This is a genomic window from Pseudomonas lyxosi, assembly GCF_047758685.1.
GTDB lineage: Bacteria > Pseudomonadota > Gammaproteobacteria > Pseudomonadales > Pseudomonadaceae > Aquipseudomonas > Aquipseudomonas lyxosi.
This window is the reverse complement of sequence record NZ_CP180481.1, coordinates 6,626,433-6,639,074: the sequence shown is the minus strand read 5'-3', so window position 1 is coordinate 6,639,074 and position 12,642 is coordinate 6,626,433. Positions and strand designations below refer to the sequence as shown.

The window sequence follows — 12,642 nt, the reverse complement described above, 5'->3', positions numbered from 1 at the left end:
AGAACATTGCACATGTCCGCTCAACCCCCATCCGCCATCGAGCTTGAGATCGCCCGGCGCTACGATCAGGAGCACGCCCGCGTCTGTCTTCAGCCGCGACCGCGTGGCCTGGCCGGGCGGTTGACGTTCTGGCGTGACGAGCAACTGGTGCGCAACGCGCTCAAGGCTGCCGGCGAGCCGGGCCTGGTTCTCGATTTGGCCTGCGGTGTCGGGCGCTTCTGGCCGGTACTGGCCGAGCATGCCAACCGGGTGATTCTCGCGGCCGACCCGTCGCAGGACATACTCGATCATGCCCGCACCCACCATCCGCAGAACCTGCTGAAACGGGTCAAGACCTTTCAGAGTTCAGCGTTCAACATCGGCTTGTCGGCGAATGCGGTTGACTGCATTTTTTGCATGCAGCTGTTTCAACACATCGCCTGCCCCGAGCATCGTTTGGCCATGCTTAAGGAGTTCCATCGGGTCAGTCGCGATACGGTGATTGTGGCGTTACGGGTCGATGCTCATTTCAAAGGCCGGCGCACGGATGCACAGGGCGTTCCGGCCCGACCGTTGGCCAGCAAGGCCGACGTGGAAGCCGAGTTCAAGCGCGCAGGTTTGCGCGTGCTCAGTCATCAGGACTTCCTGCCCGGCTGTGCGCGGATGCGCGTCTACGTACTGCGTAAGGCCAGTTAGTCTCCGCTTGTCAGACATTTCTTGCTGTTTGGCAGGCATTTTCGCTAAAGCTCTTGTTCAGTGGATGCGCGGAAATCGCCGGGGGCGATATATACTGCGCGCCATTCTTCAAGGGAGAGCCGTGTGGCCATCGATATTCACTGGATTCGCGACAACGATAGCCTCGGTCAGTTTTGCGCCGAGTGGCAGCAGCTGCCATACGTTGCCCTCGACACCGAATTCATGCGGGTCGACACCTTTTATCCGATTGCAGGCCTGCTGCAGATCGGCGATGGCGTACGCGCTTACCTGATTGATCCACTGACCATCGACAACTGGCAACCTCTGGCCGCGTTGCTGGAAAACCCGGCCGTGGTCAAAGTCGTCCATGCGTGCAGCGAAGACCTCGAAGTCCTGCTGCGCCTGACCGGCAGCCTGCCGGTGCCGCTGTTCGACACCCAGTTGGCCGCGGCTTACCTGAACCTCGGTTTTTCCATGGGGTATTCGCGGCTGGTGCAGGAAGTGCTCGGCATCGACCTGCCCAAGGGCGAGACCCGTTCCGACTGGCTGCAACGTCCGCTTTCCGACACCCAAATCAGCTATGCCGCCGAAGATGCCCTGCACTTGGCGGAAGTTTTCGTACAGCTGCGTCCGAAGCTTTCTGACGACAAGTACGCCTGGGTCCTGGAAGACGGCGCCGAGCTGGTGGCCAACCTGCGCCGCGAAGTTGATCCGTATGAGGTCTATCGCGAAGCCAAGCTGGCCTGGAAGCTTTCCCGCGCCCAGCTCGCCGTGTTGCGTGAACTGTGCGCCTGGCGCGAGCGCGAGGCCCGCGCCCGTGATCTGCCGCGCAACCGCATCGTGCGTGAGCATTCCCTGTGGCCGCTGGCGCGGACTCAGCCGGATAACCTTGGCGCGTTGGCGAAAATCGAAGACATGCACCCGCGTACCGTGCGTCAGGACGGCGAATTTCTGCTTGATCTGATCAAGCGCTCAGGCAGTGTGTCGCCTGATCAATGGCCGCCAGCGGTGCCGGAGCCTTTGCCGGTGGACGCCGCCGCGCTGATCAAACAGCTGCGTGCGATCGGCCAGGCCGAAGCTGAACGCCTGAACATTGCGCCAGAGCTGATGCTGCGCAAGAAAACCCTGGAGGCGCTGCTCAAGAGCGGCTATCCCAACGGTCCCTACCAATTGCCTGATTCGCTGCGTGGCTGGCGCCGCGAATTGATGGGCCAGGCGCTGCTCGACAGCCTGGCCACCGCCGGAGAACAGCCTTGAAACGTATTTGCTCCATTTATCGAAGCTTGAAGAAAAACGAGATGTACCTCTATGTGCTCAAAAGCGATGCACTGGAGCGCGTCCCGGAAAGTCTGATGGCCGCCTTCGGCAAACCGCATCACGCCTTTGATCTGGTGCTGACCCCCGAGCGCAAACTGTCGCGCGAGGACATCACCGTGGTGCTGGAAAACCTTGAGAGGCAGGGTTATCACTTGCAAATGCCGCCGGCCGAAGACGAGTACATCGAACACTTGCCGGAAGAGTTGCTGCGCCGCAACGACCCGATGTGACCGGCAGACAGGCTCTGTTCAGAGCCTTTATGAAACACTGGAATGATTTTGGCGATGGCCAGGGCGATGGAGCGTTACTCCATCGGCGGCCGTCTGCACTGTTTTTGAAAGGTTTGAACCATGCGCGTTCTGATTGCTGAACACGACCACCCGGTGTACGCCCAGCTGTTGCGTCAAGCAGCGCCCGACCTGGAAGTGCTGACCAGCGGCGACTCCGCCGAACTGGCCAGCCAGGCTGCTGATTGTCCGATCTGGCTCGGCCAGCCGGACCTGCTGGCGACCTTGCTGCGTCAGGGCCACGAGCCACAATGGCTGCAATCGACCTGGGCGGGCATTACGCCGCTGCTGGCCGATGGCTTGCCACGTCACTATCGCCTGACCCGGGCGGTGGGGATTTTCGGGCAGGTCATGGCCGAATACGTGCTGACCTATATGCTCGGCCACGAACGCGAAGTGCTGCCGCGGCTGGTCAGCCAGGTCGAGCGCAAGTGGGACAGTCGCCAGGGCCAAAGCCTGGCCGGGCGCAAAGTATTGATCGTCGGCACCGGTGATATCGGCCAGACCGTGGCGCAGTTCCTGGTGCCGTTTGGCGTCGAGTTGTACGGCATCGCCAGCGAAGCCCGCGAGCAGGCGCCGTTTGTCGAAGTCGGAGCGCTGGCTGATTTGCCGCGTCTGGTGGGTGAAGTGGATTACGTGATCAATCTGCTGCCGAATACGCCGAACACCCATGACCTGTACGACGCGGCGCTGTTCAAGCAGTTCAAGCCGACCGGGTTGTTCATCAACGTTGGACGCGGCGTAGCAGTGGTCGACGCGGACCTGGTGGAAGCCTTGAAAGAAGGGCATCTGGCCGGAGCCGTGATCGACGTCTGCCGTCAGGAGCCGCTGCCGCAACGTCATCCGTTCTGGACCGCTTGGGGCTTGCTGCTGACTGGCCACAGCTCGGCACCGACCTCGCCATCGATGATGGTGAATCTGTTTGTCGAGAACCTGCGGGCATATCAGGCGGGTGAGGCGTTGCGCGGGGAAGTGGATTTCAATCGCGGCTACTGAAACCACCGCTAATCGTTCCCACGCGGAGCGTGGGAACGATTATCAGCGGTGTGGCTTAGAGGGTGAAGTCGCCTTCGGCGGCCAACTCGCTCAGCGGACGACGCGGGCTCGGTTCTTCACGTGCTTGCAGATAGTCCGCCAGCGTCGCCTTATCGCCCAGTTTGCCCACCGCTACCGCAGCGTGCAGCGCATAACCCTCGGGAATATTCAGCTCTTTGCGGGTCAGGTCCTGATCGAAACCGGCCATGCCGTGGGTGTGCCAGCCGCTGATGCTCGCTTGCAGTGCCAGATGGCCCCAAGCGGAACCTGTGTCGAAGGTGTGCCACAAGGCCGGGGTTTCTTCGGTGGCGCCAGGCACCGCGAAGGTGGTTTTCGAGATCACGATCACCAGTGCCGAGGCGTGTTGCGCCCAGCTGCGGTTGAACTCATTCAGCAGGCCCAGATAGCGCTCCCAGTTTGGCGTGTCGCGACGCGCATACAGAAACCGCCAAGGCTGCGAGTTGTAGGCCGATGGCGCCCAGCGTGCAGCTTCGAAGAAGCTCAGCAGGGTTTCTTCGGAGATCGCTTCGCCGGTGAAGGCGCGGGGCGACCAGCGGTCGGTGAACTGAGGGTGGATGGCATAGTCGGCAACGCGTGGATTGGCACTCATCAAGAGATTCCTTGCTACGTTTGAAGGTGAGGGGCGACGCAAAACCCTACTGGGCGGCACAATAACTGACAAGCTCGTTTTTTACCGGCAGTCGCCAACGCTTGGCCCACAAGGGCCTTGGCACTAGACTGGCGGCCTTTTCACCACCTGATGTTGATGCTTGAGCCATGGCCGCCAAAGTCGAACCGTTCTGGATACGCAAAACCCTCGATCAACTCGATCAAGAGGAATGGGAATCGCTGTGCGACGGCTGTGGCCTGTGCTGCCTGCAAAAGCTCGAAGATGAAGACGACAACAGCGTCTATTACACGCGTATCGCCTGCAAACTGCTGGACCTGAAAACCTGTCAGTGCACCGATTACCCGAACCGCCGCGATTTCGTCCCCGACTGCATCCAGCTCACGCCGGGCAAGGCTGACGAATTCAAATGGTTGCCACCGACCTGCGGCTATCGACTGGTCAGCGAAGGCAAGGACCTGCCGCTCTGGCACCATCTGGTGTGCGGTGATCGCGATGCGGTGCACCACGAACGTATTTCCCAGTCCGGGCGCATGCTCGCCGAAGGCAGCGTGGCCGAAGACGATTGGGAAGACCATCTGATTTTCCGGGCGGGTTAATTCCCACTCACAAAATCGGCAGTGATTACTAGAATTCAGGGCTGCTACGCAGCCCAGCGCGAGCAAGCTCGCTCGCCACAAGGAGTGTGTATGGCTGTGGGATTGCGGCTGGCGTTGGCTTTTGGGCTATTGGCCCTGGGTTCGCCCGTGTGGGCGGCGAAGAAGGTCGATCTGGATTACCACGTGCGCCTGTTGCCGCAAAGCGATCAGGCCGAAGTGCGGCTGACTCTGGCTCAGGGTTCGGCGGTACGCAGTCTGGATTTTGACTTGGGCGATGGCAGCCACTACAGCGATTTCAAGGCCGACGGCCAATGGCAACTCACGCCGGGCAAGCAGGCCCGTGGTGTCTGGCGTCCGGCCGCCGACAAGGCCAGCCTGACCTACCGCGTACGCATCAGCCACGGACGCAAGAGCGGCAGCTTCGATACACGCATGACGCCAACTTGGGCGCTGATGCGCGGTGACGATCTGGTACCAGCGGCCAAGCTCGATCAGCAGGACGGCATTGAGCTGGTCTCACGCCTTGAATTCGAATTGCCCACCGGCTGGAAAAGCGTTGAAACCGCCTGGCCGCGAATCGGCAAGAACAAATTCCGCGTCGATAACGTCTCGCGCCTGTTCGACCGGCCCACGGGCTGGATGCTCGCCGGCCACCTCGGCACCCGTCGTACGCGGCTGGGGGAAACCGAGGTCACCGTCGCCTCGCCTCAGGGCCAGGGCATGCGCCGCATGGATGTGCTGACACTGCTGACCTTTGTCTGGCCGCAAGTGCAGGCGGTGTATCCCCGTCATCCCACCAAACTGTTGATCGTCGGCGCCAACGACCCGATGTGGCGCGGCAGTCTGGGCGCGCGCGAATCGATCTATCTGAACACGCGTCTGCCGATGGTCAGCGAAAGCGGCAGCAGTGCGCTGGTGCGGGAATTGGCGCAGGTGTTCGGGCGGATCAACGACCAGCAGCGCAGTGACTGGATCAGCGAAGGATTTGCCGAGTATTACGCCATCGAACTGGTGCGCCGCGCCGGCGGCATGAGTGATGAGCGGTATGAGAGTTTGCAGAAGAAGTTGGCCAAGGACAGCCAGAAAGTCACGACCTTGCGCGCTGAGCAGGTCAGCCCGGCACAGGTGTCAAAAGCGGTCGTGTTATTGCAGGAACTGGATCGCGAGATTCGCCTGAAGACCCGCAACAAGCGTTCGCTGGATGATGTGTTGCGCGGGGCGATGCATCTGGAGAGCGTGGATACCAAGGAGTTTGTTCAACTGGCTGAAAGCATTATCGGTGAATCTTCCAAAGTCCTTGATACCGAGTTGCTTCAGTAACACCGCCATCGCGAGCAAGCTCGCTCCCACAGGTGACCGCATTCCAATGTGGAAGCGAGCTTGCTCGCGATGAGGCCTTATGCCCCACCGCAACGCTCGGATCAGGCCCCGGTTTTCGGCGACGTCAAAGAATCATTACCGGTCACGGTAGCGGTATTGGTCGCCGCTTCAGCATTCGCCTTCAACCGGTTCAACTCTTCACCCGCCCGTTGAATCTTCGCCCGCACGTTGTTCATGTCCTGACGGCTTTTCTCCAGCAGGCTTTTCGCCGAACTGTGCCCGGTAATACCTCGCGCCAGGGCTACACCGCCGATCGCCACTTGAATCAACCCGAACAGACCACCGCGACGCAGGCCCTTGCCGACCATCACCACGCCGCCGGCCAGGGAACCGATGCGTTCCCAACCCTGCACGTTCTGCTCAGGGTGAGTCTGGAACGGGGTGGATTCGATGCGTTCTACGCGTTTGAGTTCGCTCATGATCTGTCTCCTGGCTGGAATGACTGCTTCAAGAATAGATACTTAAGCTGACTGCCAAGGCGGGCGGCTTGTTCCATCGGATGTGCGGTGAATCAGCGAAATTTCGCCCCGGAGCGGGTGTTGAGTCCCTTGGACATGCGGTCATAGAGCACGACGTTGACGGTGGCCGCCAGGTTCATGCAACCGGTGGTCGGGATGTAGACCACGTCTTCGCACCAGTCGCGAATCTCTTTATCCAGCGAGCCGTCTTCCGGGCCAAAGATGTACAGCGCGCGGTCCGGGTGCGTGTATTCCGGTAGCGAACGGGCGCCGTCCACCAGTTCCACAGCGACCGGAACGCAGCCCAGCGGCAGGATTTTTTTCAGGTCGTCGATGCCGATCAGCGGAATGTCGTAGTGGACGCGCTTGGTGTCGGTGACGAAGTCGGCGGCGCGTTCATAACGTTTGCCGGTGTAGAACACGGACGCCACGCCATAGCAGCCAGCGGCGCGCATCACCGAACCGACGTTCTCCGGTGATTTGGGGTTATACAAACCAATGCAGCTGTACCGTTTGTCTGCCACGAGCGGGTGCCTTCGGGGAAAAAACGGCGATTATACGGGGATTGGGGGAGGGGGGCACTGATCGTTCCTACGCTCCGCGTGGGAATGCCGCCAGGGACGCTCCGCGTTCCGCTTCTGAATGTGACGCAGAGCGTCACGGGATGCATTCCCACGCAGAGCGTGGGAACGATCAGTAAGCGGGTTACTCGTCTTTCTTCATCAACCCCGCCAACGCGGCAAACGGGTTATGCGTCGCCTTGGCGATTTTCGGCGAGCTCAGCGAACCTTCACCGAAATACTGTTGGTCGGTATACCGCGAGTGTTCGTTGTCGTGGCAGTACAGGCACAACAATTCCCAGTTCGAGCCGTCCTGCGGGTTGTTGTCGTGGTTGTGGTCGCGGTGGTGCACGGTCAGTTCGCTCAGGCGCTTGCCGGAAAACTCACGGGCGCAGCGGCCGCACACGTGCGGGTACATTTTCAGGGCCTTGTCGCGGTAACCCATTTCCTTGTCGCGCTGGTTGTCGGCAAGGATGCGGTCGAGTTTCGACGTGTTGGTCGCAGGTGTTGACGAACTCATGGGTTCACCTTTGTAAAAGACTAATGACGGTTATGAGCCAAGTTTAGCTCAGCCCTTGAGCTTCTCGGCAATCCAGATGGTGTGACGGGTGCCTTTGTTGCCATGGGCGAAGACCTGGACTTCCTCGGCCTTGAAGCCGGCCTTCTTCAGTTTGTCGGAAAACTGTCGGTCAGCGCTCGCGGACCAGACGGCCAGCACGCCTTTGGGCCGCAGGGCCTTGGCGCAGGCACTCAGGCCGCCAGCGGAGTAAAGCCAGCTGTTGGCCTTCTGGGTCAGGCCTTCGGGGCCGTTGTCGACGTCGAGCATGATCGCGTCAAAACCTTGCGGCTCGGCCTGCAGGACTTTGGCCACGTCTTCCATGCGAATGACCGTGCGCGGGTCCAGCAGCGGGTTCCCGGCTTTCTCGCCCAGCGGTCCACGGTTCCACTCCACCACCCCCGGCACCAGTTCGGCGACCACCACTTCAGCGGTCTTGCCCAGGTGCTTGAGGGCCGAGGCGAGGGTGAAGCCCATGCCCAGGCCGCCGATCAGCACGCGCGAATTCGGCCGGCCAGCCACTTTACGGCACGGGATCTCCGCTAGTGCATCTTCCGAGCCGTGCATGCGGGTGTTCATCAGTTGCCCGCCGTCGCCGCCCTGGATCTTGATGACGAAATCCTCACCGTATTCGAACAGGCACAAGGCACCGCCATTTTCAGGAATTGGAGTGGTGTCGAGCAGAACGAAACGTTTCATGGGACTCACTTGAGGAGAAATTGGCATAAGAGGGGGAAGGCAAACACGCGCAGTTGGGAGTAGCCTGCAAAAAGACAACAAGGCCAACGGAGCCATTGATGAAGCGCACCATTCTAACGGTCATTGCCTTGGCCGCGCTCTCGATAACTGCAGTGCAGGCCCAGCAGTTGCAAACCATTCCGACCAACCCTGCGCCGCTGCCCGGTTCGCCCGGCACCGCGACCCCGACACCGTACCCGCAAATCACCCCGACCGCCGCGCCCAGAACCGGGCCCGGCAGTGGCGGTCCGCCGTTGGTGCCCATTGAAATGCCTAGCCCGCCGAGCAAGGACCAGCCACTGCCTGGGCTGGAGCAAAACCCGTCGAAAACCAAATCACCCGGCGGTTAAACCTGCTGCGAGAGCAGTTGCCCATCGGCCATGCGCAAGCGTTTGGAGAGGGAGACGGCGAGGGCACGGATGATTTTAGCGGCGATTTTCGGCGCATCGTTGAGCATCTTTTCCAACGAGTCCTTGCCCAGATTGAGCAACTGGCAATTGCTCGCGGCCACGCAACTGGCCGAGCGCCGTTCGCCGTCGAGTACGGCCATTTCGCCGAACGCCCGACCGCTGCGCAACGTTGCCATGGTCACCTGATGCCCGTCGCTGTTGGTTTTCTGCACCGCCACTTGGCCGGTGTGGATGATGCACATGAAGCTGCCGGCATCGCCCTCATGGAAAATCTCTTCGCCCTGAGCAATGGTGCTGATGCTGAAGTAGCCCGAGGCCGTGGCGAAGTCCGCCGGCAGCAGTTGATCGAACAGGCCACAGTCCATCAGCCAGTCGCGAATTTCGTTGTTCAGTAAGGTCGGTTCTGACATGTCGTCACGGTCTTTTTCTTGTGTCTGTTGCTGTTCCGGTCTGGCGAGAATGTCGCGATTCTCTGTAGCAGCGTCAGCCCGGTGTTCGGTGTTAAGACCGACACGCCGGGCCAAGTTCCTCAGGCGATGCCCAAAACCTTGAAAACAAATGCGTATTCGAGTGCTACGTCACGCAATCCCTGATAACGACCGCTCATCCCGCCATGCCCGGCACCCAATTCGGTCTTGAGCAGCAAAGGATTGGTGTCGGTTTTGGTCGCGCGTAATTTCGCTACCCACTTGGCTGCTTCCCAGTACTGCACGCGACTGTCGTTGTAGCCGGCGATCACCAGGGTCGCCGGATAGGCTTGCGCGGTGACGTTTTCGTACGGGGCGTAGGCCTTGATCCGATCATAGACGTCCGGTTCTTCAGGATTGCCCCACTCGTCGTACTCGGTGACGGTCAACGGCAGATCCGGGTCGAGCATGGTGTTCAGCACGTCGACGAACGGCACTTCCGCAATCGCAGCAGCAAACAACTCCGGCCGCTGATTGAGCACCGCGCCGATCAGCAGACCGCCGGCGCTGCCGCCGCTGATCGCCAATTGCTGTGAAGTAGTGAAACCGTTGGCAATCAGGTGTTCGGCGCAGGCGATGAAGTCGCTGAAGGTGTTGTGTTTGTGTTCCTGCTTGCCGGCGCGATACCAGGCCTCGCCCAATTCGCCGCCACCACGCACGTGAGCGATGGCAAACGCCACGCCACGATCCAGCAGACTCAAGCGGGCGTGGGAGAACCACGGGTCGAGGCTTTCGCCGTAAGCGCCGTAGCCGTACAGATAAAGCGGCGTCGGCTTGCCGAGTGCTTCGCGTTTGACGACGAGGCTGATCGGCACTTTCGTACCGTCAGGTGCGGTCGCCCACAGTCGCTGACTGACGTAGGCGTCGGCGTCGAACGGACCGAGCACCGGTGTTTCCTTGAGCACTTTCTGCTCGCCGCCGCCCAACATCAGTTGGCGGATTTGCGCCGGACGGTTCAGCGCTTCATAGCGCAGGCGGATCCTGTCGCTGACGAATTCCAGGCTGTTCTGCACGTGCAGGCTGTAGGCCGCATCCGGTAATTGCACACGGTAGCTCGGCAGGTCTTGCGGATGAACTTCGATGATCGGCAAGCCACCCTCACGCAAGCTCAGGGTCATGGCACCGGTATTCAGGCTCATGCCTTCGATCATCACCGTGTCGCTGTGCGGGATCAGGTTCTGCCAGTCGGCCTCGGTCGGCGCCACACCGGTGTCTACGGCGTGGTACAGGGCAAAGTTGATGCCGTCGCGGTTGGTGCGAATGAACCAGGTCCATTGGCCGTCCAGCGCGCCGTGGTCGACGTCGTATTCATGGTCTTCAACCCTCGGTGCGATGCAGGTAAAAGCCTGCTGCGGCTGGAACGCGTCAAGCACCCAGACTTCGCTGGTGGTTTTGCTGCCCAGGGACAGCAGCAATTGCTGCTCGGAACTGGAGCGGTAGCAATGCATGAAGAATCGACCGTCCTGCTCATGGAACACTTCTTCGGCTGCCGTACCGTCCAGCCGATAGCGGAACAGTTTGTGCGGGCGATGGGTGTCGTCCAGTTCGCCGAAGAACAGCGTCAGGCTGTCATTGGCCCAGGTCATGCTGCCGTCGCAATCCTGGAATTCCAGTTCACTGACACGTCCGTTGGACAATTCCTTCACGAACAGCGTGTAAATCTCATCGCCCGTGGCGTCGATGCTGTAGGCCAGACGCTGGTGGTCCGGGCTGATGCTGAAGGCGCCCAGGGAAAAGAAGCCGCCTTTGGCCAGCGCATTAGGGTCCAGCAGCAGCTGTTCCTTGCTTTCGTCAAGCTGCAGGCTGTCATCGGCAGGGCGCGGGCAGCGGTAGTGACGGGCATATTCATCCCCGGCCGTGGTGCGCGTGTAATACAGGTACGGACCCCAAGGGGAGGGCAAGGACAGGTCGGTTTCGAGTATCCGGCCCTTGATCTCTTCGAACAGGGTTTCACGCAGCCCGGCCTGATCGGCGGTTTGCGCCTCTTGATAGATGTTTTCCGCTTTCAGGTAGTCGAGCACCGCGTCGGTGTCGCGCTCCTGCAGCCAGGCATACGGGTCGTCGCCTTCGGCCTTGTGGGCAATGGGAGCGTCGGAAACGTTGACGGATAGGGGCATGAAGGACTCTCGAGCGTTTTACGAAATAGGGTTCGCAGACGGCGGGCAAGCCTGACGTGCGAAAAGTCGTTACTATAAGCGCCTCTTTGCCTGCCTTGCCATGGACACCATGACCGAGAACGACTATCTGATCGCTTGGGGCCTCTACGCCTTTGCCGCTTTGGGCTGCCTGTTGGTGTGGATGCGTATCACCCGCTGGATGTGGCGCTGGCTGCGTGAGCCGCTGCGGCTATTGGTTGCCGTGTTGCTGTTCAGCCCGACCATCATTGATCCGGTGAAGGAAAAGGTTGCCCCGGCCATCGCCATTACTGCCCTTGATCTATTGTTCAAGGTCGGCAACAACGCCTGGCGGGCGGTTTCCGACCTGTTCATGTACGGCATGATCGCCTTCGGCATTTACCTGGTATTCGTGGCGATCCGTTTCCCTATCGAACGTGCGTCCAACGCTCGCAAGGAACAGGCTGCCGCTGCCAAGGCTGCTGCCCGGGCCGATGACCCTGAAGAGGATCATCCTTTCGGTGGTGCGGGCGATGACCGTTACGGGCGTCCACCGGTGCCGAGCAACCCTCAGCGATTGCGGGTCGAACCGCGTTTGTAACCTTGCCCCTGCCTTTCAGCGAGAATCCGAGCATGTGTGAGTTATTGGGCATGAGCGCCAATGTGCCGACCGATATCGTGTTCAGCTTCACCGGGCTGATGCAGCGCGGCGGCCGCACCGGTCCGCACCGTGACGGCTGGGGCATCGCCTTTTACGAGGGCCGTGGCCTGCGCCTGTTTCAGGACCCGGCGGCGAGCTGTGAGTCCGAAGTCGCGAACCTGGTGCAGCGCTATCCGATCAAGAGCGAAGTGGTGATCGGGCATATCCGCCAGGCCAATGTCGGCAAGGTCTGCCTGTCGAATACCCATCCATTCGTGCGTGAGCTGTGGGGCCGTAACTGGTGTTTTGCCCACAACGGCCAACTCGCGGAGTTTCAACCGATCAAGAGCTTTTACCGCCCGGTCGGCGATACCGACAGCGAAGCGGCATTCTGCGATTTGCTCAATCGCGTGCGTGCAGCGTTCCCGGAACCGGTCGAGGTCGAAGAACTGCTGCCGGACCTGGTCGCCGCCTGCGCCGAATACCGCAGCAAAGGCGTGTTCAACTGCCTGCTCAGCGACGGCGATTGGTTGTTCTGCTATTGCTCGACCAAATTGGCGCAAATCACTCGTCGTGCACCCTTTGGCCCGGCGCGCTTGAAGGACGTCGATGTGATCGTCGATTTCCAGGCCGAAACCACGCCCAACGACGTGGTCACGGTGATCGCCACCGAACCCTTGACCGAAAACGAAACCTGGACCCGCTACGAACCGGGCCAATGGAGCCTCTGGCGACGCGGTGAATGCGTCAGCCAGGGCAAGACCGAATAAGGATTTCC

Annotated in this window: 16 protein-coding genes; 9 read left to right on the top strand and 7 right to left on the bottom strand. The window is 60.6% G+C overall.

Features of this window, described 5'->3' with window-relative positions:
* Nucleotides 1–12: 12 nt before the first annotated feature.
* The 4 genes from ACMXYI_RS30475 (at nt 13) to ACMXYI_RS30460 (ending at nt 3,275) form a co-directional block, all read left to right on the top strand.
* A complete protein-coding gene (locus ACMXYI_RS30475) occupies nt 13–675 on the top strand; it encodes a class I SAM-dependent methyltransferase (protein ID WP_415770812.1) in 663 nt (220 codons plus the stop codon).
* A gap of 123 nt (nt 676–798) precedes the next feature.
* A complete protein-coding gene (gene rnd, locus ACMXYI_RS30470) occupies nt 799–1,932 on the top strand; it encodes a ribonuclease D (RefSeq protein WP_415770810.1) in 1,134 nt (377 codons plus the stop codon).
* A complete protein-coding gene (locus ACMXYI_RS30465) occupies nt 1,929–2,222 on the top strand; it encodes a YcgL domain-containing protein (RefSeq protein WP_415770808.1) in 294 nt (97 codons plus the stop codon). Before rnd ends, ACMXYI_RS30465 begins: the two co-directional genes overlap by 4 nt.
* A 120-nt stretch (nt 2,223–2,342) precedes the next feature.
* Nucleotides 2,343–3,275, top strand: a complete 933-nt coding sequence (locus tag ACMXYI_RS30460) for a D-2-hydroxyacid dehydrogenase (protein WP_123366771.1) — start codon at nt 2,343–2,345, stop codon at nt 3,273–3,275.
* 55 nt (nt 3,276–3,330) lie between these two features.
* On the opposite strand, the gene ACMXYI_RS30455 is transcribed toward ACMXYI_RS30460, so the two are convergent.
* On the bottom strand, nt 3,331–3,924 hold the full coding sequence (locus ACMXYI_RS30455; protein WP_033054040.1) for a nitroreductase family protein: 594 nt from the start codon (nt 3,922–3,924) through the stop codon (nt 3,331–3,333).
* Nucleotides 3,925–4,091: 167 nt separating this feature from the next.
* Between ACMXYI_RS30455 and ACMXYI_RS30450 the strand changes: the two genes are divergently transcribed.
* Nucleotides 4,092–4,541, top strand: coding sequence for a YcgN family cysteine cluster protein (locus ACMXYI_RS30450; protein WP_007898698.1), 450 nt, complete (start codon nt 4,092–4,094; stop codon nt 4,539–4,541).
* Between the two features lie 90 nt (nt 4,542–4,631).
* Nucleotides 4,632–5,861, top strand: a complete 1,230-nt coding sequence (locus ACMXYI_RS30445; RefSeq protein ID WP_415770806.1) for a hypothetical protein — start codon at nt 4,632–4,634, stop codon at nt 5,859–5,861.
* A 101-nt stretch (nt 5,862–5,962) separates the two neighbouring features.
* On the opposite strand, the gene ACMXYI_RS30440 is transcribed toward ACMXYI_RS30445, so the two are convergent.
* The 4 genes from ACMXYI_RS30440 to ACMXYI_RS30425 form a co-directional block, all read right to left on the bottom strand.
* Nucleotides 5,963–6,340 carry a YgaP family membrane protein gene (locus tag ACMXYI_RS30440; protein WP_415770804.1) on the bottom strand — a complete coding sequence of 126 codons (378 nt, stop codon included), beginning with the start codon at nt 6,338–6,340 and terminating at the stop codon, nt 5,963–5,965.
* 92 nt (nt 6,341–6,432) lie between these two features.
* Complete coding sequence (locus tag ACMXYI_RS30435) at nt 6,433–6,903, bottom strand: RNA methyltransferase (protein ID WP_007944014.1); 471 nt, start codon at nt 6,901–6,903, stop codon at nt 6,433–6,435.
* Between the two features lie 181 nt (nt 6,904–7,084).
* On the bottom strand, nt 7,085–7,459 hold the full coding sequence (locus ACMXYI_RS30430; RefSeq protein WP_283183420.1) for a YajD family HNH nuclease: 375 nt from the start codon (nt 7,457–7,459) through the stop codon (nt 7,085–7,087).
* Between the two features lie 48 nt (nt 7,460–7,507).
* Nucleotides 7,508–8,194, bottom strand: a complete 687-nt coding sequence (locus ACMXYI_RS30425; protein ID WP_007898703.1) for a spermidine synthase — start codon at nt 8,192–8,194, stop codon at nt 7,508–7,510.
* 98 nt (nt 8,195–8,292) lie between these two features.
* Here ACMXYI_RS30425 and ACMXYI_RS30420 point away from each other — a divergent pair, with 98 nt between their 5' ends.
* The gene (locus tag ACMXYI_RS30420; RefSeq protein ID WP_415770802.1) at nt 8,293–8,583 is read left to right on the top strand and encodes a hypothetical protein; all 291 of its coding nucleotides are present in this window, start codon (nt 8,293–8,295) and stop codon (nt 8,581–8,583) included.
* On the opposite strand, the gene ACMXYI_RS30415 is transcribed toward ACMXYI_RS30420, so the two are convergent.
* Both ACMXYI_RS30415 and ACMXYI_RS30410 read right to left on the bottom strand, forming a co-directional pair.
* Nucleotides 8,580–9,053: a cyclic nucleotide-binding domain-containing protein gene (locus ACMXYI_RS30415; protein WP_074880516.1), complete on the bottom strand. Its 474-nt coding sequence runs from the start codon at nt 9,051–9,053 to the stop codon at nt 8,580–8,582. The two genes, ACMXYI_RS30420 and ACMXYI_RS30415, sit on opposite strands and share 4 nt — an antisense overlap.
* Before the next feature lie 119 nt (nt 9,054–9,172).
* Complete coding sequence (locus ACMXYI_RS30410) at nt 9,173–11,227, bottom strand: S9 family peptidase (protein ID WP_415770799.1); 2,055 nt, start codon at nt 11,225–11,227, stop codon at nt 9,173–9,175.
* Nucleotides 11,228–11,327: 100 nt separating this feature from the next.
* Between ACMXYI_RS30410 and ACMXYI_RS30405 the strand changes: the two genes are divergently transcribed.
* Both ACMXYI_RS30405 and ACMXYI_RS30400 read left to right on the top strand, forming a co-directional pair.
* A complete protein-coding gene (locus ACMXYI_RS30405) occupies nt 11,328–11,825 on the top strand; it encodes an MFS transporter (protein WP_415770798.1) in 498 nt (165 codons plus the stop codon).
* Nucleotides 11,826–11,857: 32 nt separating this feature from the next.
* Complete coding sequence (locus ACMXYI_RS30400) at nt 11,858–12,634, top strand: class II glutamine amidotransferase (RefSeq protein ID WP_046046095.1); 777 nt, start codon at nt 11,858–11,860, stop codon at nt 12,632–12,634.
* The last annotated feature ends 8 nt before the right edge of the window (nt 12,635–12,642 follow it).

Bases quoted from the DNA above. Each gene is read 5' to 3' on its own strand.
- ACMXYI_RS30450 (WP_007898698.1), top strand. From the start codon at position 4,092: ATGGCCGCCAAAGTCGAACCGTTCTGGATACGCAAAACCCTCGATCAA.
- ACMXYI_RS30410 (WP_415770799.1), bottom strand. From the start codon at position 11,227: ATGCCCCTATCCGTCAACGTTTCCGACGCTCCCATTGCCCACAAGGCC.
- ACMXYI_RS30420 (WP_415770802.1), top strand. From the start codon at position 8,293: ATGAAGCGCACCATTCTAACGGTCATTGCCTTGGCCGCGCTCTCGATA.
- ACMXYI_RS30440 (WP_415770804.1), bottom strand. From the start codon at position 6,340: ATGAGCGAACTCAAACGCGTAGAACGCATCGAATCCACCCCGTTCCAG.
- ACMXYI_RS30425 (WP_007898703.1), bottom strand. From the start codon at position 8,194: ATGAAACGTTTCGTTCTGCTCGACACCACTCCAATTCCTGAAAATGGC.
- ACMXYI_RS30415 (WP_074880516.1), bottom strand. From the start codon at position 9,053: ATGTCAGAACCGACCTTACTGAACAACGAAATTCGCGACTGGCTGATG.
- ACMXYI_RS30400 (WP_046046095.1), top strand. From the start codon at position 11,858: ATGTGTGAGTTATTGGGCATGAGCGCCAATGTGCCGACCGATATCGTG.
- ACMXYI_RS30445 (WP_415770806.1), top strand. From the start codon at position 4,632: ATGGCTGTGGGATTGCGGCTGGCGTTGGCTTTTGGGCTATTGGCCCTG.
- ACMXYI_RS30455 (WP_033054040.1), bottom strand. From the start codon at position 3,924: ATGAGTGCCAATCCACGCGTTGCCGACTATGCCATCCACCCTCAGTTC.
- ACMXYI_RS30460 (WP_123366771.1), top strand. From the start codon at position 2,343: ATGCGCGTTCTGATTGCTGAACACGACCACCCGGTGTACGCCCAGCTG.
- ACMXYI_RS30475 (WP_415770812.1), top strand. From the start codon at position 13: ATGTCCGCTCAACCCCCATCCGCCATCGAGCTTGAGATCGCCCGGCGC.
- ACMXYI_RS30405 (WP_415770798.1), top strand. From the start codon at position 11,328: ATGGACACCATGACCGAGAACGACTATCTGATCGCTTGGGGCCTCTAC.
- ACMXYI_RS30430 (WP_283183420.1), bottom strand. From the start codon at position 7,459: ATGAGTTCGTCAACACCTGCGACCAACACGTCGAAACTCGACCGCATC.